Genomic DNA, 26,441 nt, shown 5'->3' with positions numbered 1-26,441 from the left:
CGAACCGGCGCTGGCCTCAATGAGCGGTTTCATCGGTCAGCCCTCCCGCTTGCCGAGCAACCCGCGCGGTCGCAGGATCATCATGAGCACCATGAGCAGATAAGGCAGAATCGGCGCGACCTGCGAGACCGGCATGCGCAACAGCGACGAGAGCGTCGTGCTGTCCGGGACCGTCACGCCGACGAGTGAGAACAGATCGGAGAGCGAGGCATCGATCGTGACGGCGAAGGTCTGCATGATGCCGATCAGCAGCGAGGCGATGAACGCGCCCGGCAGCGAGCCCATGCCACCCACCACGGCGATCACGAATACGATGGTGCCGACCGACTCGGCCATCGAAGGCGACGTGACGAACGCGTTGCCGCCGATCACGCCGGCGAGGCCCGCCAGCGCGGCGCCGCCGCCGAACACGAGCATGAACACGCGCTGCACGTTGTGCCCGAGCGCCTCGACCATTTCCGGGTGCGTGAGCGACGCCTGAATGACGAGGCCGATGCGCGTGCGCGTCAGTACCAGATACAGCGCCACGAGCATGGCGATCGAGATGAGCATCATGAAGGCGCGATACTTCGGAAACTCCGACGTGTACACCTTGAACAGCGCCCCGTTCAGTTCGGGCGGAATGGCGTACGGCACCGCGGCCAGCCCCCAGACCAGCTTGACGCCCTCCACGATCAGATACGACAGGCCGAAGGTGAACAGCAATTCCGCCACGTGCCCGTACTTGTGCACGGTGCGCAAGCCGAAACGCTCGACGAGCGCGCCGACACACGCCACGAGCACCGGCGCCGCCACGAGCGCGGGCCAGAAACCGATCTTGCTGGCAATGGTGTAGGCGAAGTAGGCCCCGAGCATGTAAAAGCTGGCGTGCGCGAAATTGAGCACGCCCATCATGCTGAAGATCAAGGTGAGGCCCGAGGAAAGCATGAACAGCAGCAGCCCGTAGCCGATGCCGTTCAACAGAGAGATGGTCAGGAATTCCACTGCCCGATGATCCTTGTGAAGTGTCGTAGCGAGAGCACGTTCAGCCCGGGCGCTTCATCTGGCAAGTGGTCGGCTGCGTTGCCGCGGTCGGCCCGAGCTGGACGTCGGTGCGCCAGCCATAGCCGGTGTTCTCCTGGTCGTACTTTACCGTTTTGCCGTCCGCCTTGGTCCATGTCGCGATCACGAGCGATTGCTGCGCCTGGTGATCGGCGGCACGCATCGCGACCGGACCGTTCATGCCGTCGACCGTCATGCCCTCCATGGCCTTGGCCACCTTGACGGGATCGGTCGACTTCGTCGCGTTGATCGCCTTGCTCAGCATTTCGATGCCGGCATAGGCCGTGGCCAGGTAGTAGTCGTCGTTGTACTTCTTCTTGTAGCCCTCGATGATCTGCCCAACCACCGGCGGATTGTTCGCCGTGTTCGGGCCGAACACGCCCACGTACTTCACGTGGTCGGCGCCGGACGCGCCCATGGCGGTCGGCACGCCGGTCGTGCCCGCGTAGTAGGTATAGAAGTTGGCCGTCACGCCCGCGTCCTTGCTCGCCTTCACGAGCAATGCGAGGTCGCTGCCCCAGTTGCCCGTGATCACCGTGTCGGCGCCGGACGCCTTGATCTTGGTAGCGTAAGGCGAGAAGTCCTTCACGCGCGCGAGCGGATGAAAATCGTCGCCGACGATCACGATATCCGGGCGCTTGCTCTTCAGGTCCTCGCGCGCCACGCGCGAGACGTCGTGGCCAAACGAGTAGTCCTGATCGATGAGGTAGACCTTCTTGATGTCCTTGTCGCGCGCGAGGAACGTGGTGAGCGCATCCATCTTCATGTCGGCGTTGGCGTCGAAGCGGAAGTGCCAATAGTCGCACTTCGCGTTGGTCATGGCCGGGTCCACCGCCGCGTAGTTCAGGTAGACGATTTCCTTGCCCGGATTGCGCGAGTTGTACTTGGCGACCGCATCCTCCAGCGCGAGGCCCACCGACGAGCCGTTGCCCTGCACGATATAGCGGATGCCCTGGTCGGCGGCCTGGTTGAGCAGGGTCAGGCTCTCCTGCGGCGAGAGCTTGTTGTCGAATCCGACCACCTCGAACTTCGTGCCGTTTGCCCAGTTGTGCTCGTTGGCGTATTCGGCCGTGTATTGCCAGCTATGCAGCTGATTCGTTCCGAGCGACGCCATCAAGCCTGACAGCGGATCGATGAAGGCAATCTTGACCGTTTGCGCTTGCGCGGCCCCCGCTAACAACGCCGACGATACCACCGCACCAACCAGCAACGAGCGCAACATCCTCATGGACTGTCTCCTTTGTTTGGGCATTGCTTATCGAGCGTGAATTTTCTGTCCGACCGTGCGATTTTTCGCTATATCACCACATTCCAGACGCTAATGACAGCACTCCAGGGAAATCGCTGACGCGAGCCGGCATAGCGAGTCATTGCGACTGGCTTACGGTTAGCCTGGGTCCGTTGGCGATCGCTCAAGCGCGCGTTCGGGACCTCAGGCCCGGCGCAACCGGGGCTTGCCGCCCGCCGTCCGCCGCGCAGGTTCGAGAGAAGGAGAGCGTTCGGTCAGGGCCGGCGCAGCATGATCGTCGTCGAGCTTTGCGCCCTTGAATTGCTGTCGATAGGCCACGGGCGTCAACGCTTTCGTGGCCTTGAACTGCCGGTTGAAATTCGCGGCGTTGGGAAACCCCGAGCGGGTGGCGATCACCGAGATGGGCATCTGCGCGTCGGTCAACAACCGGCAGGCATGGCCGATTCGCACCCGCGCGATGTACTGCCCCACGCTTTCGCCCGTGTGCTGCACGAAATGCCTCGTCAGCGTGCGTTCGGAAAGACCCGCGGCTTTGGCGAGCGTCGACAGCCGCAAGGGTTGCGCGAACTGCGTTTCGATCAGCGCAAGCACCCGGTTCAGCTGCTCGGGCTCGTAGCCCGACGACGCGCCAACGCGGCCTTCGAACGCGCTGGGCGTCGCCAGCTGGGTGGCAGGCACGTCGGTCAGCCAGACGAGGATCTCCAGCACAGCAGCCAGACGCCCGCGCGGGTCCGCAGACAAAAGACGGTCCAGATAGCCGCGCATCTGCGTGCCGGCGCCTTCTTCGAAGACCAGTCCGCAGGCCGCGCGGCGCAGCAGGTTGCGCAGGTTCGCGTATTCCGGGCAAACGTCGGCGAGGCGCTGCACCCAGCCGCCTTCGAACCAGATGACGATGGCAACCTGCGAGTCCGCCGGGTCGATCGAGCGATTGGACGACCAGGTGTGCGGCATGTCCGGCGGGACCAGGACGAGATCGTCGGCGCCATAAACGGTGACCGAGTCGCCGATATAGCGCTTGCCCTGGCTGTTCATCGTCAGCGTGAGTTCGTATTCCGGGTGGTGATGCCACTCGAACGGAATGCGCGGCAAGCGCCGGTGGTAAACCCGCACCGAACAGCGGCTACCAAAGTCGACGTGCTCGTACGCTGCTTTCATGGCCGAATCTACAAAAACATTGACTTGATAATATCACCGGCCAAAGCTGCGCCGGCGTACGCTCGCATCATTCGAAATCACCAGGATGGAGACAACGACATGGCTTTGCATATCGACGACCTGCCCGCGGCTATCCGCAAGGCCAAGCAGGAATTGCGGGAAATGCTGCCCAACTATCAGGCCGTGTTCGCGGAGGTCGAATCGGCCATGCACGAAGAGGCGCATCGCATCGCCCAGCTTCGCGACCGGGGTGAGCCCGTCATCCCCGAAATCGCGTTCGCGGACATCGTCGGCAACCGCGTGAGCGCGGAGCAGATCGCGCACGTAAAAGCGCGCGGCGCGTGCGTCATCCGCAAGGTCTTCGACCGCTCGCTCGTGGAGCGGTGGGACAACGACATTGCCGACTACGTCGCGCGCAACGGTCTCGACCGCAAGCTGCTGCATCGCGCCGAAGACAAATACTTCGGCCAGTTGGCCTCGAGCAAGCCGCAGATCTACGGCGTCTACTGGTCGATGCCGCAAGTGCTGGCGCGCCAGTCGCCGGAGCTCACACAGGCGCGCGTGTTCCTGAACCGGCTGTGGCGTACCGAGAGCGAAGGCCGCGTGCATTTCGACCCGGATCACGTGCCGGTTTATGCAGACCGGCTGCGCCGCCGGCCGCCCGGCTCCGGGTCGCTGGGACTTTCCGCGCACTGCGACGGCGGCTCAGTCGAGCGCTGGATCGAAGCGAACTTCCGCAAGGTCTACCGCCACGTGTTCACCGGAAACTGGCGCGACTATGACGCGTTCGATGCGGCGTGGCGCACCGCGGTCGAGGAGATTCCGTCACCCGCTGTTTGCTCGATGTTCCGTACGTTTCAGGGCTGGACGGCGCTCACGCAGCAAGGCCCCGGCGACGGCACGCTGCAACTCGTGCCCATCGCGAACGCGATGGTCTACATCCTGCTGCGCGCCCTGCAGGACGACATCCCCGACGACGACCTGTGCGGCGCGATGCCGGGCCGTGCGCTCTCGATCAAGCCGGAGTATCATGCGCCGCTTTTCCACGCGCTTTCTTCGATTCCCTTGATGCAACCGGGCGACACCGTGTTCTGGCATAGCGACGTGATTCATGCCGTGGAGGACGCGCACCACGGCAAGGGCTACAGCAACGTGATGTACATCGCTTCGGCGCCGTCCTGCGCCAAGAACGACGCGTATCTCGCGCGGCAGCTACCGAACTTCCTCGAAGGCAAGAGCCCGCCGGATTTCCCGACGGATCACTTCGAAGTCGATTTCGTCGGGCGTGCAACGGTGGCAGACCTGACGCCGCTCGGACGCGCGCAGATCGGGCTGAAGCCCTGACCATGGGTCAATCGGTCTTGTTCAGCGCATTGCGTACCGCAACGGCAAGCTCGTCGTATCGATAGGGCTTGCTGATGAGCGCGACACCTTCGTCGAGCTTGCCGTCGTGGAAAATCACGTCGCGCGTATAGCCGGAGGCAAACAGGACTTCGGCGTAATACGGCGGCCCGCTCGCGATACGAGCCAATTCGCTGCTTCGCACCGTGCCCGGCGTCACGACATCCGTGAACAGCAGGTCGAAGCGCTGGCCGCTCTGGATCAGCTTGAGCGCGCTTTCGCCGTCTTGCGCGGAGACCACCTTGTAGCCGAGCTGGGCCAGCATTTCGATCGCGGCAATGCGAACGTCGGCATCGTCTTCGACGACGAGAATCGTCTCGCCGCCTCGCTCCTGTCTCGCAACGGTCGGCTTGTAAGCGTCGTATTCCGCTTCCAGGCTTCGCGGGAAATAGAGGTTGACGGTCGTGCCCTGGCCTTCTTCGCTTTCGATGAAGACGTGGCCGGAACTCTGCGCCACGAATCCGTGCACCATGCTCAAGCCCAGTCCCGTTCCCTGGCCCTCGGCCTTCGTGGTGAAGAACGGCTCGAACACGCGCGCTTTCACGTGGTCGGGCATACCGCTTCCCGAGTCGGAGACTTGCAGGCGTACATATTCGCCCGCCGGGACGCCATCGCGCAGCGCCAGTTCGTCGTTGCCCGCATCGATGTTCGCGAGACAAACGCAGATGCGTCCGGGTCCGTCGATCGCATCGCGCGAGTTGATGACCAGATTCAACAGCGCACTTTCCAGCTGGCTTCGGTCGGCGCAGATATTCCAGCTTTCCTGCGCAGGCACGATGGCGAGTTCGATCGTCTCCGGCAACGTACGGTGAAGCATCTCGGCGATGCCTTCGACCAGCCGGACGGGATTCAGAACGGCCGGCGCGAGCGGTTGTCTGCGTGCAAAGGCCAGCAGTTGCGCGGCGAGTTTCGCGCCGCGCGACACTGCGTTGCTGACCGCCGCCACGCGCCGCTCGAGCGCGGCGTTGCCGCGCGTCGAAAGCTCGATGAGCTGCAGATTGGCGGAGATGACCTGCAGGACGTTGTTGAAGTCGTGCGCCACGCCGCCCGTGAGACTGCCGATCGCCTCCAGCTTTTGCGCCTGACGCAGCCGCTCCTCCATTGCCACGCGCGCCCCCACTTCCTCGGCGACGCGCTGCTCGAGTGTCTGGGTCAGTTGCAGCAGCGCGTCTTCGGCCACCTTGCGCTGCCTCTCCGCCAGGATTTTCGCGGTCGTTTCGAACACGATGGCAATGACGCCGGCCGGCCGCTCGTCATCTTCGAAAACCGGGCTGTAGCTCAGGTCCATCCAGACGTCTTCGGCGTGCCCCTCGCGATACAGCACGAGCTGCTTGTCCTGGAAGGCCAGCGTTCCGCCGGCGAGGCACGTATCGACGACATTGCGGTTGAACGCCGCCACCTCTGGCCAGCCGGTTTCGACCGGTTTGCCGAGCAGGAACGGATGCCGGCTGCCCGCGAAAACCGCGTAGGCGTCGTTATAGACCATCGTGCCTTCGTGTCCCCAAAGCATGACGAGCGGAGAAGGCGAGGCGAGGAGCATATTGATCGCGGCGACGAGGCTCGCCGACCACGTTTCGCGAGGGCCGAGCGCCGTGTCGCTCCAGTCGAATGCGGCGATGCGCTCGGCCATTTCGCCCGGCCAGCGGTTTGAGGGGCGCGCGATCGGCGGTGGAACTTCCTTGTTCATGACGCGACTCGGCTCCCAGGAGACGCTGGTGGAGATCGGAACTGCGAGGCTCGTGGAAATTCGAGGCTGCGCACGAGTCAGACGCTGCGCGCAATTATTGTTCCGGCTCCCGACGGGAGCCTGGACCGCCACAAAGGGTAGCCGGCGCCAAAGCGGCAGTCGGTCAGAGCGGCGTCACAGGCAGGCCAGCAAGTCTTCGAGCCGCACCGGTTTCGTCATACATTTTTCGAAACCGGCTGCCGCCGCCCTGGCCGTGATATCCGGGTCGACGTGTCCCGATAGCAGAACGTACCGGGTATGTGACAGAGCGGGGTTGAGCCGAAGCTGCCCCACCAGTTCGCCGCCGCTCATGTCGGGAAGCTTCCAGTCCACGAGAGCGAGCTCGGGAAGGAACGACCCGGCAACGAGCAGGGCCTCTTGTCCATCGGCGGCGCATCGGGCTTGATGACCTTCGAACTCGACGAGCGCCGCAAGCGCATCTGCGACGTCGCGGTTGTCATCGACCAGCAAGATTCGTTTTGGCATCGGGCACAAAAAAATGGCAGGAGAGTGAGCGCGACACAGGCAGAACCCGCACCGCGGTTCGCCTTCGAGTGTACCCGGATTCCGCCTATGACAAGCGCCCGCGCCATCTCACGCCAGGGTCGGAGTCCCGCATGCTCCATCACGCGAATTTCCTCGTTGTACTGAGCAATGTGCTTTGCTCCGCGACAACGCGGCAAGTGCTTAACTCGTTGTTACCAATCTCGCAGCGCCGTTGCACCTGTGTCAGAGGGGGGCGCCTAGACTCGGAGCCGTGCTCATCAAAAAACGCACGCAGCGTGCGAAGGAGTGGCGATATGAAGAGGACGATTCTCGGCCTGGTCCTGGGCGCAACGGCGTTGGCGGCTTCTACCGCTGCATTGGCCCACGTGGATGTGGCCGTGGGCGTTGGCGTGCCAGGCGCGGCCTATGCGGCGGCTCCCGTCCAGACCGACTGGCGGGGCGACGACGACTGGCGCGCGCGGCGTTGGCGGGAACACGAATGGCGCGAGCATGAACGTCGTGAGCACGAATGGCGCGAGCGGCAGTGGCGCGAACGCGAATGGCACGACCGCGACCGTTGGAACTACTGACGCCGGTCAGCGCAGGGCGTCCAGCAGCGCCTGAATGGGATGGCGCAGCTGGCGCCCGCGCAAGCGCTTCACCTGGCAGCGGCACGAATAACCCGTCGCGAGCAGTTCTTGCGCGCCCTGCGTCGCCGTCGATGCCGCATCGACATGCCGCGCCCACGATTGCTCGAAGATCGTTTCCGAGGTCGCGCGATTGCGCGCCTCGTGGCCGTAGGTGCCCGACATGCCGCAGCAGCCGCTGGCCGGCGTCGCGAGCGCGAGGCCGGCCGCCGCGAAGACGTCTTTCCATAGGAGCGTAGCGGCGCTCGCGTTGGTGCGCTCAGTGCAATGCGGCAGCAGGCTGAACGAGCCGGACACTCGCGGCGTTGTGGCGCACGAGCGCAATGCGCCGATCAGCCATTCCTGCGGCAACTGAACGTCGGGCACAGTTTCGATGCCTTCCACCTTGCGGTACTCCTGGCGGTACACGAGCGTCATCGCAGGATCGATGCCCACCAGCGGCACACCCGATCTGGCAAGCGCGGTCAGTTGCGCCGCATTGCGCTGCGCTGCCCGGCGAAACTGCGGCAGAAACCCCTGCACGTGCAACGGCTTGCCGTTCGGCAGATAAGGCGCGACGAAGACCTTGAACCCGAGCCGCGCGGCGAGTTCCAGAAACGCGGCGGCGACCGGCGTTTCAAAGTAGCGCGTGAACGCGTCCTGCACCACGATCACGCTGCGCTGGCGCTCGGCAACGGCGAGCTTCGAGAGGCGTTCGGCGGTTGCGACCTCCGCTCCCGAGCGGCGCAGCGCGCCACGCCATGACACCGGGCTCAACAACGGGCTATCGACAAGGCCAAGACAGCGCGCAAGCAACGACTTGACGGGACCCGCGCCTATCACCGCGTTGTAGACGGGTCTCGCTCCAGGCACCGCCGCTACGCGCGGCACCGTGAATTCGAGCGCGCCGATCAAATAGTCGCGCAGCGGCCGCAAATAGCGCGTGTGATACAGCTCCAGAAAGCGGGCGCGAAACTCGGGCACGCTCACTTTCACGGGGCACTGCCCCACGCATGACTTGCACGAGAGGCAACCCGCCATGGCGTCATACACCTCATGCGAGAAGTCTTGTTCGCCCTGGCGTTTGCGCAGGCTATTGATCATGCGCACCGGCAACGCCGCCGCGGTTGGCACAGCCGTGAGATCCGCTCCGGCATCCTGTTGCCGACGCAGCCATTCACGCATCAGCGAAGCCCGGCCCTTCGGCGAATGCACGCGCTCGCGTGTGGCTTTCCACGACGGACACATGGCGTCGTTCGGGTCGAAGTTGTAGCAGGCGCCGTTGCCGTTGCAGTGAACGGCGTCGGCATTGGCCTGCCAGACGCGCTCGTCTATGCGCCGGTCCAGTTCGCCGCGCAGCGTCGTCGCGTCGATCTTCAACAGCGCCGCACTCGCCCCCGCCGGCGTGGCGATCTTGCCGGGATTGAGCTGATTGTGCGTATCGAATGCCGCCTTGAGACGCTGCAGAGCAGGATACAAAGGCCCGAAATACTCCGGCACGTACTCCGAGCGCACGCCCTTGCCATGCTCGCCCCACAGCAGGCCGCCATACTTCATCGTCAAGGCGGTCACCGCATCCGAAATGGGGCGCACGAGTGCGGCCTCGTCGGGATTGCGCATGTCGAGTGCAGGGCGCACATGGAGCACGCCGGCATCGACGTGGCCGAACATGCCGTAACGCAAACCAAAACCATCTAGCAGTGCCCGAAACTCCGCAATATAGTCGGCGAGATTTTCGGGCGGCACGGCCGTGTCTTCCACGAAGGGCTGCGGGCGGCTCGCGCCGCGGGCGTTGCCCAGCAGGCCCACCGCACGCTTGCGCATCGTATAGACGCGCTGGATCGCCGCCTCGCCCTCGGCGATCGTATGTCCCAGGCGCTTGACGCTCGCGTCGGCGCCCAGGTGCTCGGCGAACGCGGCCACGCGCGCGCGCAATTCGTCCGCATCGTCGCCGCTGAATTCGACCATGTTGATACCGCTCGCCCCGCCTTCGACGCCTTCGTCGTCGGGGAAGAATTCGGCCACGCTTTGCCAGACGCTATCTTCGCGCGCCAGCCGCAGCACCGTGGAGTCCACGGTTTCGATCGAGAGAGGACGATGGGCCATCAACGCGCGTGCGTCGCGCAGGGCGTCCATGAAACTCTCGTAGCGGATATTGACGAGCGCGGCGTGCGTCGGAACCGGCAGCACGTTCAGCGTCGCCTCGACGATAAAGCCGAGCGTGCCTTCCGAGCCGCACAGCACGCTATTGATGTCGAAGCGCTCTTCGCCGTCACGCAAATGGGCGAGGTCGTAACCCGTCAGGCAGCGGTTCAGCTTGGGAAAGCGCTCGCGTATCAGGTCAGCTTCGCGCTCGCTGATGTCTCGCGCGATGCGGAACACTTCGCCGACCTTGTCTTTGCGCGCACAGAGCGCCACGAGCGTGGCCTCATCGACCGGCGCGCTCGACAGGCGCTCACCGCCGACCAGGACCGTTTCCAGCGCGAGCACGTGGTCGCGCGTTTTCCCATAGGTGCAGCTGCCCTGCCCGCTCGCGTCCGTGCTGATCATGCCGCCGATGGTCGCGCGGTTCGACGTCGACAGTTCCGGCGCGAAAAAGAGTCCGTGCCGTTTCAGTTCGGCATTGAGCTGATCCTTGACGATACCCGCTTCCACTCTGGCCGTGCGCGCAACCGGATCGATGTCGAGGATCCGGTTCATATGGCGCGACATATCGACCACGATGCCTTCGGTCAGCGACTGCCCGTTCGTGCCCGTGCCGCCGCCGCGCGCCGCGACCGCCACGCCGCGAAACGCCTCGCGTCCGAGCAGGCTCGCGAGGCGTGCGACGTCATCCGCGTGGCGCGGAAACACCGCCGCTTGCGGATAGCGCTGATAGATCGAATTGTCCGTGGCCAGCACCGTGCGCGTCGCGTGAGTCGCATCCACCTCGCCTTCGAAACCCGACATCTCCAATTCATGCAAAAATTGACGGATCAGCGGATGGTTGAATTCGCCGATGGGAAGCGGGGCAATTGTCATATCGTTCTCGAAGTCTCGCCTTGGGGCGCACTATTCCCTTTCTGGCAGGGATTGTCGCGCCCCGCCCGGCACCGGGCAAACGTATATTCGTTGGGTTGATCATGAGGTTTATGAATGAATTTCCGCAAGCTCACGCCGTCCATGTCGCTGCTGCTCGCGTTCGAGGCATCCGCGCGACATGAGAGCTTCACGCGTGCCGCCGAGGAGCTGTCGCTCACGCAGAGCGCCGTGAGCCGCCAGGTTCAGGCGCTCGAAGCGATGCTCGATCTCGCGCTCTTCACGCGCGAGGGCAAGCGCATCATCCCGACGGACATCGGCCGCGCCTATATGGCCGAGATCTCGCACGCGCTCACGCTGATCCGCAGCGCGACGCTGCAGGCGCTCACCTCGAACGCGCCAAAAACGCAGTTGCGCGTGGCGACCCTGCCGACATTCGGCGCCAAGTGGCTGCTGCCGCGCCTGCACCGCTTCTATCAGGCGCACCCCGATCTGCAGATCGACCTCGACTCGCGCATCGAGGCCGCCGATTTTTCGACCCAGGACCTCGACGCTGCCATCGTGGTGGGCGACGGCCGCTGGCCTGGGGTGACGGCACACCGGCTCTACGCGGAAGAGCTGGTGCTGGTCGGCAACCTTGCCGCGTTGCCCCTCGCGCGAAAACCGAGGCGCAGGGCCGCCGCGCCAACCATCGAAACCCTCGAAGGACTCACGCTGCTGCGCGTGCGCAGCTTTCCCGACGCATGGCGCGAATGGTGCGCGCATTTCGGTTTGCCTCACGACGCGCTGCGGCCGGGCCCGAGTTTCGAACTGACCTCGCATCTGATCCAGGCAGTCGTGGCCGGTATCGGCGTAGGCCTCGTACCGCGCATGCTGGTGGAAGACGAATTGAAGGAAAGCCGGCTTTTCAGCCCATTCGAAGCGGTGCCGAGCTCACGCTCGTATTACCTCGTCTACCCGGAGCGTGCTCAGCGCCACCCCGTGCTGGTGGCGTTTCGCGACTGGCTGCTGGAGGAGCTTTCCGGGCTGCCGTGACGTCAAGGTTGCATCGGGGCCGCTGCATACGCGCGCCGATGCTGCTGGGCGGACGCTCGGCCGGGCGCACCGCCGACGTTTTCGACGCGCAAGTGTATGAGTTCAGCGACCGGCCTTCACCGCCGGTACGCCCGCGACCAGCGCCGCGCCGCTCGCTACCAGCAACGCCGCGAGCAGATACAGCGCGTTATCCATGCTGCCCGTATGCGTCTTGATGAGCCCGATTGCCCACGGGCTCACGATGCCGCTCGTAATGCCGATACTGCTGATGAGCGCGATGCCCGCGGCGGCGGCCTTGCCCGTGAGATACGCCGAAGGTACCGCCCAGAAGATCGGCAATGCGGCGAAGATCAGCACCGCTGCGATCGAAAGAATCGCCATCATCGCGGCGAAGCTCGCGAGGTGCAGCGTGAGCAGCGCCAAGGCAATGCCGCCGCCTACTGTGCACGCCGCGAAGTGCCAGCGCCGTTCGCCATGCCGGTCCGAGCGGCGCGCGATCCCCATGAGGCCCACCGCGCCCACCGCATTCGGAATGACGGTGTAGAGGCTGATCGCCAGCACGTCATGCACCCCGAAGTCGCGAATCATGAGCGGCATCCAGAAGTTCAGCGTGAGCGACGCACAGGTCAGCGAGAAATAGATGAACGCGAACAGATAGACGCGCGGGTTGCGCAGCGCCGCCCCGAACGAACGCGTGGAATGCGCGTGATCGCCGTCGCCGTCGCGTTGCGCGAGGAGGTGGGCCTTTTCTGCATCGGTCAGCCAGCGCGCCTTCTCAGGCCCGTCCACGAGCCAGAACGCAGCCATGAGGCCGAGCAGCACGGCCGGCAGCCCTTCGATCAGGAACATCCAGCGCCAGCCGGCAAATCCCGCCACGCCGGCCATGTCGCGCATGATCCAGCCCGAGATGAGGCCGCCCAGCACGCCCGCCACCGCCACGCCCGCGAAGAAGATCGAAAACACGGCCGCGCGGCGCCGCGCCGGATACCAGTACGTGAGATAGAGCACGATGCCGGGAAAGAAGCCCGCCTCGAATACCCCCAGCAAAAAGCGCAGCGCATAGAACTGCGCGGGGCTCGACACGAACATCATGCTGGTGGAGGCAATGCCCCACAGCAGCATGATGCGCATGAACGTGCGACGCGCGCCGAAGCGCGCAAGCAGCATGTTGCTCGGCACTTCGCACAGCACGTAGCCCACGTAGAACACGGCGGCGCCGAGGCCGTACATCGCGTCGCTGAAGCCGAGATCGTGCTTCATCTGCAACTGCGCGAAGCCGATGTTGATGCGGTCGAGGAACGAGACGACGTAGCAAACGAACAGGAACGGAATGACGCGCGCGGAGACCTTGCGATAGAGCGCGTCTTCTTGCTGCGAGGAATGCTGCGCGGACGTAGCGTACGCGCGCGCGGCTTCGGACCGGCGGTCCGGGGCAATCGATTGGGGCATCTGCCTGTCTCCAAACATGACTCCGGTTCACCTGGGCGGGCCCGGGCAGACCGTTGATGCGCGGCGTCTTGCGCGCCTTGCGCGGCTCGCCCGGACACGTGGTTCGCGAATTTCCAGGCAGTGACGCCGATCATAGGTGGGGCAGGTTTAATTTGTCAATGGCGAATCGGTTCGTTTTACGCTAATGCTGGTTTGTCTTTACATGACACGGTTGATGGCGCATCGGCTCACGCTTTCGTCACACAAAAGCCGGTTCGAAACGCAATATGCGCGCGCCAATAAAAAAGCGGCACACCGCGAGGTGTGCCGCTTCGTTACCGCGAGGGCTTGCGTGTCTTAGTGCTTCAGGAAATCGATCACCATGCGGTTGAAGGCTTCCGCATGCTCCCATTGCGCCCAGTGGCCGCACCGATTGAACACGTGCAGTTGCGCGTTCTGCATGCCCGCGAGCAAACGCAAGCCGATGTCCATCGGCACGAAACGGTCGTCGCGGCCCCAGATCACGAGCGTGGGCGCGGCGATTTCGCCAAGGCGCGGGCCGTAGTCGCTGAACTGCTTCGGGAAGGCCGCGAGGCTCTTTACGAAGTTTTCCAGGTGGTCGCGGCGCGCGAGCATGTTGTCGAGGCGCGTTTGCATCAGCTCGTCGGTGAGCGCGCTCGCGTCGTACACGAACACGTTCATCATGCGCTTGAGGTTCTCGATCGTCGGATCGCGATAGAGACCTTGCAGCAGCTTGATGCCTTCGGTGGGCATCGGCATGAAGCTGCTCGGGCCGCCGGTGCCGCCGCCCATCAGCACGAGCTTGCCCACGCGTTGCGGGTTCGCCAGTGCGAACGCAACGGCGCTATGGCCGCCCATCGAATTGCCGAGAATATGCACGCGCTCGATGTCGAGCACGTCGAGCAGGCCCTTGAGCACGCGGCCGTTCAGATCCGAGCGCGAGCTCGTGCAGACGATCGGGTCGCTCTTGCTCCAGCCCGGGCAGTCCATCAGGATCACGCGGTAGCCGGCCGCGACGAGCGGCTCGACGTTGCGGTTGAAGTTGGCCCAGCCGCTCGCGCCCGGGCCCGAGCCGTGCAGCATCACGACGGTTTCGGCGCCAGCGCCTGCGTCGTTGTAGTGAATCTGGAACTCGACCTCACCGTCCTTCACGCGCGCGAACCTGCTCGTCGAGGCTTCGGTGATTGCTTGTGGCGTATCCGTCATGATGACCATCCTTTAAAACGTATTAACCCATGCGGAAGAAGGCGCATGCCTTCTCCCCTTCACATTCATGCGCCCTGTGCGCCCAACGCGCTGCGCTGCCTGAAAGCACCCACCACGCTGAGCGCGGCAAGCGCCGCGATCACGACGAGCGGAATGCTCGAGCCCACCAGCATCGACGGGCTCTGGCCGAGTGCAAACAGCTGACCCGCCACGAGCGGCCCGAGAATCGACCCCAGACGCCCCACGGCCACTGCCGCGCCCACACCCGTGCCGCGCACTTCAGTGGGGTACGCATGGCCCGCGAGTGCGTACAGCACCGACTGGCCGCCCACGATAAAAAAGCCGCACAGCAGGCCGCCTACGGCCGTCGAGCTTGCGCCGCCCGCGCTTGCGAGCACCGTGAGCGCCACCACGATGCCGATGTACATGCCGATCACCGTGCCGCGGCGGCCGAAGCGATCCATGATCGTTGCGATCGCAACGGCGCCGATGCCACCGCCGATGTTGAACAGCATCAGCACGAGATTCGACTGCACGCGCGTGAGGCCGCGTGCGAGCACCATCGAGGGCAGCCAGTTCATCAGGAAGTACAGCACGATCAAGGTGCCGAGGTAGCTGATCCACAGCGCGATGGTGGTACGCGCGCGGCCTTCTTGCCAGAGCGCTTGGGACACTCTCGGCGCGCCTTCCTGCACGACCTTCGAAGCCTGCGCGGCGACGAACTGCTGCGACTCGCGCAGGAACACGCCAAGCAGCGGCACCATCACGATCGGGCCGAGACCGCCAACGTAGAACACATGGCGCCAGCTTGCGTCGCCCGTGCCGAGCATGCCGATGACGGCGGCAATCGCCGCGCCGAACGGCATGCCGCAGTACATCGCGCCCACGGCGGTGCTGCGCTGCCGCTCGCCCGCTGCCTCCGCGCACAGCGCAATCAGGTTCGGCATGGCCGCACCGAGACCGAGACCCGTGAGCAGACGCGCGACGAGCAGGCTCTCGAAATTCCACACCATGGTCGTGGCGAGCGAGAAAAGCCCGAACAGCGCCACCGACCACATGAGCACGCGCTTGCGGCCAAAGCGGTCGGCAAGGCGCCCGCCCAGCGCCGCGCCCGGCAGCAGGCCGATCGCGCCCGCGCTGAACGCCCAGCCCATTTGCGCGACGGCGAGATGAAACTCTTTCGCCATGCGCGGCCCGGCTACGCCCGCCGATTGCAGGTCCAACCCTTCGAGCAGCGCAATCGCCAGACACAGGGCGATGGTTGCCTTGCTGCTCGTTCCGCTTCCTCCAGCACTACTGTTTCGCGACGTCATAAAAAGTCTCCATAGGTATATGCGAGCCACTCTTTCCGGCGGCTATAAGTGGCAACGCCGCGCACCACCCGAAGGCGATGCGCGGCGTGCTTGATCAGGACTGCAATGCTTGCTGGCGCTTCTTCAGATCGAGCGCCACGTCGACGATCATGTCTTCCTGGCCGCCCACCATCCGGCGCTTGCCCAGTTCGACGAGAATATCCACCGTCTTCAGGTCGTACTTCTTCGCGGCCACTTCCGAGTGGCGCAGGAAGCTCGAATACACGCCTGCATAGCCGAGCGCGAGCGTTTCGCGGTCCACGCGAACCGGGCGGTCCTGCAGCGGGCGCACGATGTCGTCGGCGGCATCCATCAGCGTGTAGAGGTCGGTGCCGTGGTTCCAGCCCATGCGTTCAGCAGCGCCAATGAACACTTCGAGCGGCGCGTTGCCTGCACCCGCGCCCATACCGGCGAGCGACGCATCGACACGGTCGCAGCCTTCCTCCACCGCCACGATCGAGTTCGCCACGCCCAGCGAGAGATTGTGGTGCGCGTGCATGCCCGTCTGCGTTTCGGCTTTGAGCACGGCCTTCACTGCGCGGAAACGGTCTCGCACGTCGTTCATCGTGAGTGCGCCGCCCGAATCCACCACGTAGATGCAGGTCGCGCCGTAGCTTTCCATCTTCTTCGCTTCGACGGCGAGGTTTTCCGGCGTGGTCATATGGCTCATCATCAGGAAGCCAACCGTGTCCATTCCCAGTTCGCGCGCGTATTCGATGTGCTGCTTCGAAATGTCGGCTTCCGTGCAGTGCGTGGCCACGCGCACGATGCGCGCGCCCGCGTTGTACGCGGCCTTCAGGTCGTGAATCGTGCCGATGCCGGGCAGCAGCAGCGTGGCGATCTGCGCGTGCGTGACGACGTCGGCCACCGCCTCGATCCATTCCAGGTCGCTGTGCGCGCCGAAGCCGTAGTTGAAGCTGGAGCCTTGCAGGCCGTCGCCGTGCGCGACTTCGATGCTGTCCACTTTCGCCTTGTCCAGCGCGCGGGCGATGTCCTGCACGTTCTGGATCGAGTACTGATGGCGGATGGCGTGGCTGCCGTCGCGCAGCGTCACGTCGGAGATATAGAGTTTCTTGCTCACGGTCTTATCCCTCCACGCTCAGAAGCGTCTGCGCCATGCGTTCGGCTGTGGCGAGCGCGGCGGAAGTCATAATGTCGAGATTGCCTGCGTAAGCGGGCAGATAGTGCGCGGCGCCTTCCACTTCGAGGAACACCGAGGTCTTCAGACCGCTGAACCTGCCGAGGCCCGGAATATTCAGGGGCGCGTTCGCGGGAATCTCGTCGAACTGCACCTTCTGCTTCAGGCGATAGCCCGGCACGTACGCGTGCACTTTCGCGACCATCTCTTCGATGGACTGCTCGACCTTCTCGCGGTCGGCCATCTCGGAGAGCGTATAAACGGTGTCGCGCATCATGACGGGCGGCTCGGCCGGATTCAGCACGATGATGGCCTTGCCCTTCGCCGCGCCCCCAACCACTTCGATCGCCTTCGACGTCGTCTCGGTGAATTCGTCGATGTTGGCCCGCGTGCCGGGGCCCGCCGACTTGCTGCTGATCGAGGCGACGATTTCCGCGTAGTGGACCTTCGCGACGCGCGACACGGCCGCAACCATCGGAATCGTGGCCTGGCCGCCGCACGTCACCATGTTGACGTTCGTCGCTTCGATGTGTGCGTCGAGGTTCACGACCGGCACGCAGTACGGGCCGATGGCGGCGGGCGTAAGGTCGATCATGCGGATCGACGGCTTGAACGTGCGCAGCAGCGCGTCGTTCTTCACATGCGCGCCGGCGGAAGTCGCATCGAACACGAAGTCGATGTCGTTGAACACCGGCAGGCGCGTAAGGCCTTCGACACCTTCATGCGTGGTCGCGACGCCAAGCCGCGCGGCGCGCGCGAGACCATCGGAGTTCGGGTCGATGCCGACCATCGCCGCCATCTCCAGATGCTTGCTGTTGCGCATGATCTTGATCATCAGATCCGTGCCTATGTTGCCGGAGCCGATGATCGCAACCTTGAGTTTTTCGGAAGCCATATGAATTCCTGTATCAGGCGGAAAAAGTCGCGCGAACGCTGCCGAGGCCTTCGATCTGCGCGGTGTACGTGCCGGGTTCCTTCACGGCGACCATGGGTCCGAGTGCACCCGTAAGCACCACGTCGCCCGCACGCAGCGGCGTGCCGAGCTGCACCATGCGGTCGGCGAGCCACACGGCGGCGTTGAGCGGGTTGCCGAGACAGGCGGCGCCGTTGCCGCGCGAGAGCACTTCGCCGTCGCGCGAGAGTTCCATCGCGCACCCTGTCAAGTCGATCTGCGAGAGCGGCACCGGGCGGCTGCCCACCACGAAGCGCGCGCTCGAGGCGTTGTCGGCCACCGTATCGACGAAGCGGATGTCCCAGTTCTGGATGCGGCTGTCCACCACCTCGATGGCTGCGAGCGCATAGGCGCTGGCGCGCAGGATATCGACGAAGGTGTGCTTTTCGAACGTGAGGTCGTGCTCCAGCACGAGCGCGATTTCCGCTTCCACCTTCGGCTGGATCAGTTGCGAGAGCGGAATCGCTTGCGCGTCGCCGTAAGCCATCGACGCGAACAGCGCGCCGAAGTCAGGCTGATCGACACCCAGCTGCTTTTGCACCGCAAGCGACGTGAGACCGATCTTGCGGCCCACGATGCGCTCGCCGGTCGCCACGCGCAGATCGACGTTGGCTTGCTGGACGGCGTAGGCGGTGGCGATATCGTCCAGGGCGATCTCGCCGCGCACCGGCTCGATCACCTTGCGCGAGGCTTCGGCTTCGTAGAGGCGCGCGGCCAGGGCCGCGACGAGTTTCGGTTCTGACATGTTGATTTTCCGGAGTCCGTACTGTCCTATCAAGCCGCGTCGGGCATGGCATGCATGGTGGCGAAACCCGCAATCCACTCGGGAATTTCGCGGTAGTAGTCGAGCGAAGCGCGATACGGGCCGTAAGCGGCCAGCACGCCGAATGCCGCGACCCACGTGCGAATCTCGTGCGCCGACTTGCCGCCGTCACGCGTGATAGCCGCGTTCGTCATGCCGTCCACGGAAGTCAACTCGCCCGATGCAAGGCGCGCGAGGAACGCGCGGTCCCATTCGGGATTGAGCGGATGCAGATGGCTGTCGCCCGCCGTGAACGATTTCGCCGCGGCCACGGTGCGCGCCTGACGTGCCGCGCGCGAATCCGCCGAGGGATTGCGGCCCGCGATCAAACGTTCGGCCACTTCCGGTGTCGCGCCGAACAGCTCCGGCACCGGCGGCTCGTGCGAAATGCCGCCCGAGCCCACGACGAGCACGCGCGTGTCGCTTCGCGAGAAGAAGCGGCCAATCGCGTCGCCGAGCAGTCGTGCGCGGCGCAGCGTCGCCATGGGCGGCGCCACGGAGTTGATGAACACCGGAATCACCGGATAACGGTCGAGAGCGCCCGTGAGCACTTCCAGCGCCTGCGCGCAGCCGTGATCGACCTGCATGCGGTACGAGAGCGCCACGTCGATATCGGCGGCGAGCACGCTTTCGGCGAGCTTGTGCGCAAGTGCTTCGGGCACCGGCAGCGTTCCGGCCATGCTCCTGAAGTCGCCGATCGCATCCGCGCGCGCGCCGATGCAGAACGGCGGCATCACGTCGTAGAAGAAACCGTTGAAGTGATCCGGTGCGAACGCAACGATCACGTCCGGGTTGAAGGCTTCCACGCGTTCGCGCGCGGCGCGGCCGACCCGTTCGACTTCCGCCACCACGTCAGGCAGCGGATCGAAATAGCCATGCAACGGCGTATGCGACAGACATTCGAGGTGAATCGGCATGCTCATGCTCCTGCTGTGCGCGCAACGGCCACGCCGCGCACGGGACGGTTTTGCGGGGCAGCGGCGCTCGCCCCATGCAAGGCGGCTTCGGCCATGCCGAGCTTGCCCGCGAGTTCGACGATCGCGTCCGAGACCTGTTGCGGCGTGCAGACGGCCGCGACGAAGCGGTCCGGGCGCAACAGCACGACAGATTCGGGCAGACGGCTGAACCACTCTTTAAGGCGGCCCTGCACGTCACCGAGCGCGAGCACGCCCTCGGGCACGTCTTCGGCGTATTCGAGTTGCACGTCGGGCTTCGCGAAGATAAAGCGGGCGCCCAGGCGCTCCCACAATGCGCGGGCTTGCGGCGTGAGGCCGAAGGTCGGGTCCGCGCCCCAGGCCAGCACGGCGAAGCCGTTGCCGATCGCGTCGTCGAGGCGCACCACGCGGCCATCGGCGAGACGCACGCGCGGCTGGATGAACATGCGGCCCACGGGCGACGCCGCGAGCGGATCGCGGCCATACGCGAGGCGGCCGATCAGCGAGTCGCGCTTCTGACTCATCAGTCCGAGCAGGCGGCCCGGCGCCGAGTTGCCCGAGCGCTCCAGCAGGCTGGCGAACCAGCCGCCCGTCTTTTGCGGCGGCGGCAGCAGCACGATGCCCGCTTCGTAGCGCGGCATCGGCTTGAAGCGCATTTCCACGAAGTAACGCTTCACCGAAGGGAACACATTCATGTAGCGCACGAACGTGTCGCGAAAGCGCGCGCCAAAGCGCGTGGTGGGGGCGAAGATATCGCCCGCCACTTCGGAGAGGTGGATCATCGAACGCGCGTGGGCGCGGCGCTCCACGGTATAGCTGTCGAGCAGGCGGCCATCAGCCTGGCCCTTCGCGACCATCGCGAGCTTCCAGCCCAGGTTGTTCGCGTCGCGAATGCCGCTGTTGTAACCTTGGCCCTGCCACACCGGCATGATGTGCGCCGCGTCGCCCGCGAGCAGCACGCGGTCCACGCGGAACGTTTCGGCGAGACGCGCGTTGTGCGTGTACACACGCTTGCGGATGTAGTCGACCTTGTCGGGGTCCGCCACCACCTTGCGGATCAGCGCGGCCATGTTCTCGGGCTTCGAGAGTTCTTCTTCCGTCTCGCCCGGCATCACCATGAATTCGAAGCGGCGAATGCCGTGCGGCAGCGCAGCCGACACATACGGGCGCTGATGATCGCAATGCATATAGATATGCGGCGAGCCGATGGGGTCGTTGCGCACGTCCACCACGATCCATTGATTCGGCTTCGTCCGGCCTTCGAAGGGCACGTTCAGCGCACGGCGCACGAAGCTGTTGCCGCCGTCTGCGCCCACCAGGTACGCTGCGCGGATCGTGCGGCGCTCGCCGTTCGCGTCGCTCACGTCGATCGTCACGCCCTGCGTGTCCTGCTCGAATGCGTTGACCGTGTGGCCGAACAACACATCCACGTGCTCGAAGCGCGCGAGCCCTTCATACAGCACGCGATCGGCGAGCGGCTGAATGAACGCGTTGCGGCGCGGCCAGCCGAATTCGTCGGTGCGCGGCTCGATCGAGGCGAAGCAATGGCCGTCTTTCGTGACGAAGCGCATCCAGTGGTCGGGCGTGGTATGCGGCAGCAGCGCATCGGCAAGGCCAATGGACTGGAACACGCGCAATGCTTCGTCATCCAGACCAATGGCGCGCGGGTAGTCGATGATCTGGTCGAGCTTCTCGACGAGCGTGACACGCACGCCTTGCAGGCCGAGAATATTGGCGATCATGAGGCCGACCGGACCCGCGCCGATGATGGCGACGTCGGTGGCAATCTGGCGAGGGCGGACGGTATCCGCCTCGTGGGCGAGGGGGGTGTTCATGTGTCTCCTTCTCGCGCGGCTTATGGAGCCGCTGCGGATGCTGACAGGTGGTGCCTGAAAACGGATCACCCGGGTAAACGTTTTGTCACAGTGCGGTGAATGGAAGCGAGTCTAGGTTCCGCCCGATGCGCGCTCAACATTTTTAGAGAAATGTGCATAGAATGCACACACTTGATTTTTAAGGCGTTTTTGATGACGAAGTATGCAAACGTGCGGGGACTGGCGCGCGGCCTTCAGGTCCTCCAGGCGCTCAACGCCATGGAGAACGGGCGCGCCACGAGCCAGCAGTTGAGCGAGGCAACGGGCCTGCATCGCACGACGGTGAGGCGCCTGCTGGAAACCCTGGTAGAGGAAAAGTTCGTGCGCCGCAGCGCTTCCGACGACAGCTTTCGTCTGACGATGAACGTGCGCGGCCTGAGCGAAGGCTTCACCGACGACGAGCTCATCGCGACCATCGCGCCGCCGATCATGGCGCAAATGCTCCAGCGCACCGTGTGGCCATCGGATCTCACGACGCCCGACGGCGACTCCATGGTGATCCGCGAGACCACGCACCGCTTCAGCCCGCTTTCGTTTCACCGCGCGATGGTGGGCCGCCGCCTGCCGATCCTGCTCACGGCGGCTGGCCGCGTGTACTTTGCGATGTGTCCCGAGGCCGAGCGCGAAGACATCCTGGAACTGTTACGCGCGGGGGCGGGCGGCGAGCAGCAGCAAAAACTCGCCGGCGACGCGGCCTATATCCGCAATCTCGTGCGCCAAACGCGCGCCGACGGCTTCGGCTCGAACCACGGCGACTGGGCCGACCAGCGCAAGATCGGTGCGCTCGCAACGGCCATCGAGGCGCATGGGCGCGTGCTCGCGAGCCTGAACGTGATCTACCTGGAGCAGGCCATCAATCCGGCAGAGGCCGTGCGCCGCTTCGTGCCCGAGTTGCAGCGCGCCGCGCAGGAAATGGTGACGGCGCTCGAGGCGCAGGAGGACCACACGAAGCGTTAAGCTTCGTTCTCGCGCACGAGTTCGAACAGCGCTTCAAGCTCCGCAGCATGCGGTTCCTTGCGCGACACCATCAGCAAGTCAATGGTGGGCGGCTCGCCTTCCAGCGGGCGCGTGCAGATCGCGCTGCTCGTGAGCGACGAGACATACGCGGGCAGGAGCGCATAGCCTAGCCCCATCCCCACGAGATTCAGATTGAGCAGAATATTGGTCGCGACCTGAGCCACCTTGCGCTCGATTCCGTGCGCCTCGCAATACGCCTCGACCACACTGTGCACCTGCCCCGAGAACTGCGGATGCGTGCTGATGAACGGCTCGCCGCTCAGCTGCGCCGGTGCGATGCGCGCTTGCTTCGCGAGCGGATGGCCGCTCGGCAGCACCACCACGAGCGGCTCGGTGAGCACGACTTCGCTGCGCAATTCAGGCGACAAAACGGGCCGCCGCATGAACGCCACGTCGATATCGCCGCGCAGCAGCGCGTCTTCCTGCTCGGCCGTCGGCAGGCTGCGCAACTCGACATTGACCTCGGGAAAGCGCAATCGCAAACGCGGCAAAATCACCGGGAAAACCCGGATCTCCGCGGCGGGCACGAAACCGATCGTCACCGTCACGCGCCCCTGCCCCACCTGGCGTGCACGCGCCACTGCCCGGTCGGCCTGCGCCACCACGAGACGCGCCTCGGCGAGAAACACCTTGCCCGCGTCCGTCAATTCCACCTTGCGGCGCGTGCGCTCGAAGAGCGGCGTGCCCACTTCGTCTTCCAGATTGCGGATCTGCTGGCTCAGCGATGGCTGCGCCGTATGCAGGCGCTGCGCCGCGCGCGTGAAGCTCAGCTCGTCGGCAACGGCAATGAAGTAGCGCAGGTGTCTCAGTTCCATGCTCGATTTATCGTTTTGAAGTCTTAGTGGCAACAAACAAAATATTTCACATCGGCAAAGCGAGCAACGATCATCCGTCTGCGTTCTCCGCCAAAAGGGGAATGCTGCCACGGAGGAGACTCGCATGTCCGCAATCATCGACATCGATGCACTCGTCGACGCGCAAAATGGTCGCGTCACGTCGTCGATCTATACCGACCCCGACATTTACGCGCTCGAACTCGAGCGCATTTTCGGCCGCTGTTGGCTCTTTCTCGCCCACGTCAGTCAAATACCGAAAGCCGGCGACTTTTTCAATACCTACATGGGCGAAGACCCCATCGTCGTGGTGCGCCAGAAGGACGGCTCGATCAAGGCCTTCCTCAATCAGTGCCGCCATCGCTCGATGCGCGTGAGCCACGCCGATTGCGGCAACACGCGCGCGTTCACGTGTCCGTATCACGGCTGGTCGTACGGCGTGGACGGCGCGCTCATCGACGTGCCGCTCGAATCGCGCGCCTATCCGCAGGGCCTGTGCAAGGAGCAATGGGGCTTGCAGGAAGTCACGCGCGTGGCCGTGTACAAGGGCCTCGTGTTCGGCAACTGGGACGCGAAGGCGCCCGACCTCGAAACCTATATGGGCGACATCGCCTGGTATCTCGACGGCGTGCTCGACCGACGCGAAGGCGGGACCGAAATCGTGGGCGGCGTGCACAAGTGGGTGATCGACTGCAACTGGAAATTCCCGGCCGAGCAGTTTGCGAGCGATCAGTATCACGCGCTCTTCACACACGCGTCCGCCATTGAAGTGCTCGGCGCGAAGGAAGGCGCGGCCGACAAGGCGCTGGGCGCGGGTCAAACGGCGCGCCCCGTGTGGGAGACCGCGAAAGACGCGCTGCAGTATGGCCAGGCGGGCCATGGCAGCGGCTTCTTCTTCACCGAGCAGCCCGACGCGAACGTGTGGGTGGACGGCGAAGTCTCGCAGTACTTCCGCGACACCTATGCCGAAGCCGAAGCGCGCCTGGGCAAGGTGCGCGCAATGCGTCTGGCGGGCCACAACAACATGTTCCCGACGCTTTCGTGGCTCAACGGCACGGCCACGCTGCGCGTCTGGCACCCGCGTGGGCCGAACCAGGTGGAAGTGTGGGCGTTCTGTATTGCCGACAAGGCAGCGTCCGATGAAGTCAAGGCCGCCTTCGAGCGCAGCGCGACGCGCGCGTTCGGGCCCGCAGGCTTTCTCGAACAGGACGACTCGGAGAACTGGGCCGAAGTGCAGAAGGTGCTGCGCGGCAGCCGCGCGCGCAAAACGAAGCTATGCCTCGAAATGGGCCTCGGCAACGAGCGCGTACGTGAAGACGGCATACCTGGCATGACGAACTACATTTTTTCGGAGACGGCGGCGCGCGGCATGTACCGGCGCTGGGCAGACCTGCTGATTTCCGAAACGTGGGACGAAGTGAACGAGCGCACCGCGCGCTACGAAGCGGAGGTGCTCAAATGAGCGAAGTCGCCGAACCGGTTTTCACGCCCACGCGCGTGGGTCTCGAACTGCATCACGAAATCGAGCAATTCCTCTTTGACGAAGCGGCGCTGCTCGACGGCTGGCGCTTTCGCGCATGGCTCGACCTCATGGCGAAGGACATTCGCTACACCATGCGCACGACCGTCAACGCGCAAACGCGCGACCGCCGGCGCGGCGTGCAGCCGCCCACCACGTGGATCTTCAACGACACGCATTTCCAGCTCGAGCGCCGCGTGGCGCGTCTCGAAACCGGCATGGCGTGGGCGGAAGAACCGCCTTCGCGCACCCGCCATCTCGTGACGAACCTGCGAGCGTTCACCACCGAAACGCCCGGCGAATACGAGGCACACGTGAACTACGCGCTCTACCGCTCGCAGAAGGAACGCGACGAGACGTTCTACGTGGGCCGCCGCATCGACCGCGTGCGCCGCGTGGAGGGCGCGCCAGGCTGGCAGGTGTCCAACCGTGAAATCACGCTGGACCAGGCGGTGCTCACTTCCCATAACCTGAGTGTGCTTTTCTGATCATGGCCCGTATTTTTGTCTGCCAGGACGACGCGTTGTCCGATGGCGAAGCGATCAAGGTGGACGGCCCGTCCGCCGCGATCGCCGTATTCAAGGTGAACGGCGAGCTTTTCGCGCTGAACGACCGTTGCTCGCACGGCAATGCTTCGATGTCCGAAGGGTATATCGAGGACGATGGCACCGTCGAATGTCCGCTGCATGCCGCACGCTTTTGTCTGAAGACCGGCACGGCCCTGTGCCAGCCTGCGACCGAAGCGCTCGAGACGTTCCCTGTCACGTGCGTTGACGGCGCGGTTTTCGTCGACGTTCCGGAGGCCGCGTAATGGGTTGGCTCGATAACGAAGTCGCGCTGATCACGGGCGGCGGCTCGGGACTCGGCCTTGCACTCGTCGAACGCTTTCTCGAAGAAGGCGCGCGCGTGGCGGTGCTCGAACGTTCGGCAGAGAAAGTCGCGGCGCTGCAAGCGCGCTTCAGTGCGCAAAACGTCGTCGCCGTGCAGGGCGACGTGACCTCGTACGCCGACAACGAGCGCGCCGTGAGCGCCGCCGTCGAAGCGTTCGGCAAGCTCGACATCTTCATCGGCAACGCAGCGATCTGGGATCATGCTTCGAGCCTCGTCGATCTCTCGCCGGCGCAGCTCGACAGCGGTTATGAAGAGCTTTTTTCGATCAATGTGAAGGGCTATCTGCTCGGCGCGAAAGCGGCGGCTCGCGCGCTCATCGCGAGCGAAGGCAGCATGATCTTCACGCTCTCGAACTCTTCGTTCTATCCGGGCGGCGGCGGTCCCTTGTACACGGCGAGCAAGCATGCGGCCGTGGGCATCATCCGCCAGCTGGCCTACGAACTCGCGCCCAAGGTGCGTGTGAACGGCGTCGGCCCTTGCGGTATGGCGAGCGATTTGCGCGGCCCCGCTTCGCTCGGCCAGCAGGACTTGCGCATCATGGATTCGCGTTCGCCCGAAGCGATTGCGGGGATCCTGCCGCTGCAGTTCTTCCCGCAGCCTGCGGATTTCACCGGGCCCTACGTGATGCTCGCTTCGCGCGCGAACAATCGCGTGCTGAGCGGCGTGATGATCAATGCGGACGCCGGCCTCGGCATTCGCGGCATCCGTCACGCAGCGGGCGGCCTGCATCTGTAAC

Annotated in this window: 23 protein-coding genes; 8 read left to right on the top strand and 15 right to left on the bottom strand. The window is 64.6% G+C overall.

Features of this window, described 5'->3' with window-relative positions; translation table 11 throughout:
- Positions 1–36: 36 nt before the first annotated feature.
- The 3 genes from ACOJB8_RS02140 to ACOJB8_RS02130 all read right to left on the bottom strand — a co-directional run bounded on the left by ACOJB8_RS02140 (position 37) and on the right by ACOJB8_RS02130 (position 3,445).
- Positions 37–984: a branched-chain amino acid ABC transporter permease gene (locus ACOJB8_RS02140; RefSeq protein ID WP_475010856.1), complete on the bottom strand. Its 948-nt coding sequence runs from the start codon at positions 982–984 to the stop codon at positions 37–39.
- A gap of 40 nt (positions 985–1,024) precedes the next feature.
- Positions 1,025–2,269, bottom strand: a complete 1,245-nt coding sequence (locus tag ACOJB8_RS02135) for a branched-chain amino acid ABC transporter substrate-binding protein (protein ID WP_342946916.1) — start codon at positions 2,267–2,269, stop codon at positions 1,025–1,027.
- Positions 2,270–2,473: 204 nt separating this feature from the next.
- The gene (locus ACOJB8_RS02130; protein ID WP_475010854.1) at positions 2,474–3,445 is read right to left on the bottom strand and encodes a helix-turn-helix domain-containing protein; all 972 of its coding nucleotides are present in this window, start codon (positions 3,443–3,445) and stop codon (positions 2,474–2,476) included.
- Between the two features lie 99 nt (positions 3,446–3,544).
- Between ACOJB8_RS02130 and ACOJB8_RS02125 the strand changes: the two genes are divergently transcribed.
- On the top strand, positions 3,545–4,789 hold the full coding sequence (locus tag ACOJB8_RS02125) for a DUF1479 domain-containing protein (protein WP_475010852.1): 1,245 nt from the start codon (positions 3,545–3,547) through the stop codon (positions 4,787–4,789).
- A 7-nt stretch (positions 4,790–4,796) separates the two neighbouring features.
- Here ACOJB8_RS02125 and ACOJB8_RS02120 read toward each other — a convergent pair whose 3' ends face one another.
- Positions 4,797–6,533 (bottom strand): ATP-binding protein, encoded by a 1,737-nt coding sequence (locus ACOJB8_RS02120; RefSeq protein ID WP_475010850.1) that lies wholly within the window; start codon positions 6,531–6,533, stop codon positions 4,797–4,799.
- Positions 6,534–6,707: 174 nt separating this feature from the next.
- Complete coding sequence (locus ACOJB8_RS02115) at positions 6,708–7,043, bottom strand: response regulator (RefSeq protein WP_475010847.1); 336 nt, start codon at positions 7,041–7,043, stop codon at positions 6,708–6,710.
- Between the two features lie 329 nt (positions 7,044–7,372).
- Between ACOJB8_RS02115 and ACOJB8_RS02110 the strand changes: the two genes are divergently transcribed.
- Positions 7,373–7,648, top strand: a complete 276-nt coding sequence (locus tag ACOJB8_RS02110) for a hypothetical protein (protein WP_069261463.1) — start codon at positions 7,373–7,375, stop codon at positions 7,646–7,648.
- 6 nt (positions 7,649–7,654) lie between these two features.
- Here the strand turns inward: ACOJB8_RS02110 and ydiJ are convergent, their stop codons facing one another.
- Positions 7,655–10,705 (bottom strand): D-2-hydroxyglutarate dehydrogenase YdiJ, encoded by a 3,051-nt coding sequence (gene ydiJ / locus ACOJB8_RS02105; protein ID WP_475010845.1) that lies wholly within the window; start codon positions 10,703–10,705, stop codon positions 7,655–7,657.
- Positions 10,706–10,819: 114 nt separating this feature from the next.
- Here ydiJ and ACOJB8_RS02100 point away from each other — a divergent pair, with 114 nt between their 5' ends.
- A complete protein-coding gene (locus tag ACOJB8_RS02100; protein ID WP_475010842.1) occupies positions 10,820–11,737 on the top strand; it encodes a LysR substrate-binding domain-containing protein in 918 nt (305 codons plus the stop codon).
- 102 nt (positions 11,738–11,839) lie between these two features.
- Here ACOJB8_RS02100 and ACOJB8_RS02095 read toward each other — a convergent pair whose 3' ends face one another.
- The 8 genes from ACOJB8_RS02095 to ACOJB8_RS02060 form a co-directional block, all read right to left on the bottom strand.
- Complete coding sequence (locus ACOJB8_RS02095) at positions 11,840–13,186, bottom strand: MFS transporter (protein ID WP_475010839.1); 1,347 nt, start codon at positions 13,184–13,186, stop codon at positions 11,840–11,842.
- Between the two features lie 336 nt (positions 13,187–13,522).
- Complete coding sequence (locus ACOJB8_RS02090; RefSeq protein ID WP_475010838.1) at positions 13,523–14,392, bottom strand: alpha/beta fold hydrolase; 870 nt, start codon at positions 14,390–14,392, stop codon at positions 13,523–13,525.
- 65 nt (positions 14,393–14,457) lie between these two features.
- Positions 14,458–15,705, bottom strand: a complete 1,248-nt coding sequence (gene mhpT, locus ACOJB8_RS02085) for a 3-(3-hydroxy-phenyl)propionate transporter MhpT (RefSeq protein WP_475010836.1) — start codon at positions 15,703–15,705, stop codon at positions 14,458–14,460.
- Between the two features lie 94 nt (positions 15,706–15,799).
- Positions 15,800–16,825: a 4-hydroxy-2-oxovalerate aldolase gene (gene dmpG, locus ACOJB8_RS02080; protein WP_475010835.1), complete on the bottom strand. Its 1,026-nt coding sequence runs from the start codon at positions 16,823–16,825 to the stop codon at positions 15,800–15,802.
- Between the two features lie 4 nt (positions 16,826–16,829).
- Complete coding sequence (locus ACOJB8_RS02075) at positions 16,830–17,777, bottom strand: acetaldehyde dehydrogenase (acetylating) (RefSeq protein ID WP_475010831.1); 948 nt, start codon at positions 17,775–17,777, stop codon at positions 16,830–16,832.
- Positions 17,778–17,790: 13 nt separating this feature from the next.
- The gene (gene mhpD / locus ACOJB8_RS02070; RefSeq protein ID WP_069261469.1) at positions 17,791–18,579 is read right to left on the bottom strand and encodes a 2-keto-4-pentenoate hydratase; all 789 of its coding nucleotides are present in this window, start codon (positions 18,577–18,579) and stop codon (positions 17,791–17,793) included.
- A 29-nt stretch (positions 18,580–18,608) separates the two neighbouring features.
- Positions 18,609–19,553: a 3-carboxyethylcatechol 2,3-dioxygenase gene (locus ACOJB8_RS02065; RefSeq protein ID WP_475010827.1), complete on the bottom strand. Its 945-nt coding sequence runs from the start codon at positions 19,551–19,553 to the stop codon at positions 18,609–18,611.
- Between the two features lie 2 nt (positions 19,554–19,555).
- Positions 19,556–21,406 (bottom strand): bifunctional 3-(3-hydroxy-phenyl)propionate/3-hydroxycinnamic acid hydroxylase, encoded by a 1,851-nt coding sequence (locus ACOJB8_RS02060; RefSeq protein WP_475010823.1) that lies wholly within the window; start codon positions 21,404–21,406, stop codon positions 19,556–19,558.
- Between the two features lie 192 nt (positions 21,407–21,598).
- On the opposite strand from ACOJB8_RS02060, the gene ACOJB8_RS02055 reads away from it, so the two are divergent.
- Entirely contained in the window at positions 21,599–22,402 is an 804-nt protein-coding gene (locus ACOJB8_RS02055; protein WP_069261472.1) for a DNA-binding transcriptional regulator, read from the top strand.
- Here the strand turns inward: ACOJB8_RS02055 and hcaR are convergent.
- Entirely contained in the window at positions 22,399–23,277 is an 879-nt protein-coding gene (gene hcaR / locus ACOJB8_RS02050) for a DNA-binding transcriptional regulator HcaR (protein ID WP_069261473.1), read from the bottom strand. The two genes, ACOJB8_RS02055 and hcaR, sit on opposite strands and share 4 nt — an antisense overlap.
- A 124-nt stretch (positions 23,278–23,401) precedes the next feature.
- Between hcaR and hcaE the strand changes: the two genes are divergently transcribed.
- Genes hcaE through hcaB form a run of 4 tightly spaced genes read left to right on the top strand, consistent with a single transcriptional unit; the run spans position 23,402 to position 26,440 of the window.
- Complete coding sequence (gene hcaE / locus ACOJB8_RS02045) at positions 23,402–24,757, top strand: 3-phenylpropionate/cinnamic acid dioxygenase subunit alpha (RefSeq protein ID WP_475010820.1); 1,356 nt, start codon at positions 23,402–23,404, stop codon at positions 24,755–24,757.
- Positions 24,754–25,302 carry a 3-phenylpropionate/cinnamic acid dioxygenase subunit beta gene (gene hcaF, locus ACOJB8_RS02040; RefSeq protein WP_342946900.1) on the top strand — a complete coding sequence of 183 codons (549 nt, stop codon included), beginning with the start codon at positions 24,754–24,756 and terminating at the stop codon, positions 25,300–25,302. Before hcaE ends, hcaF begins: the two co-directional genes overlap by 4 nt.
- A 2-nt stretch (positions 25,303–25,304) precedes the next feature.
- Positions 25,305–25,625 (top strand): 3-phenylpropionate/cinnamic acid dioxygenase ferredoxin subunit, encoded by a 321-nt coding sequence (gene hcaC, locus ACOJB8_RS02035; RefSeq protein WP_406951576.1) that lies wholly within the window; start codon positions 25,305–25,307, stop codon positions 25,623–25,625.
- Positions 25,625–26,440, top strand: coding sequence for a 3-phenylpropionate-dihydrodiol/cinnamic acid-dihydrodiol dehydrogenase (gene hcaB / locus ACOJB8_RS02030; protein WP_368682405.1), 816 nt, complete (start codon positions 25,625–25,627; stop codon positions 26,438–26,440). The genes hcaC and hcaB overlap by 1 nt, the downstream gene beginning before the upstream one ends.
- The last annotated feature ends 1 nt before the right edge of the window (position 26,441 follow it).

The organism is Paraburkholderia sp. BR10141, from assembly GCF_056155635.1.
The sequence above is the reverse complement of the archived record's forward strand: the minus strand, read 5'-3'. Positions and strand labels throughout refer to the sequence as shown.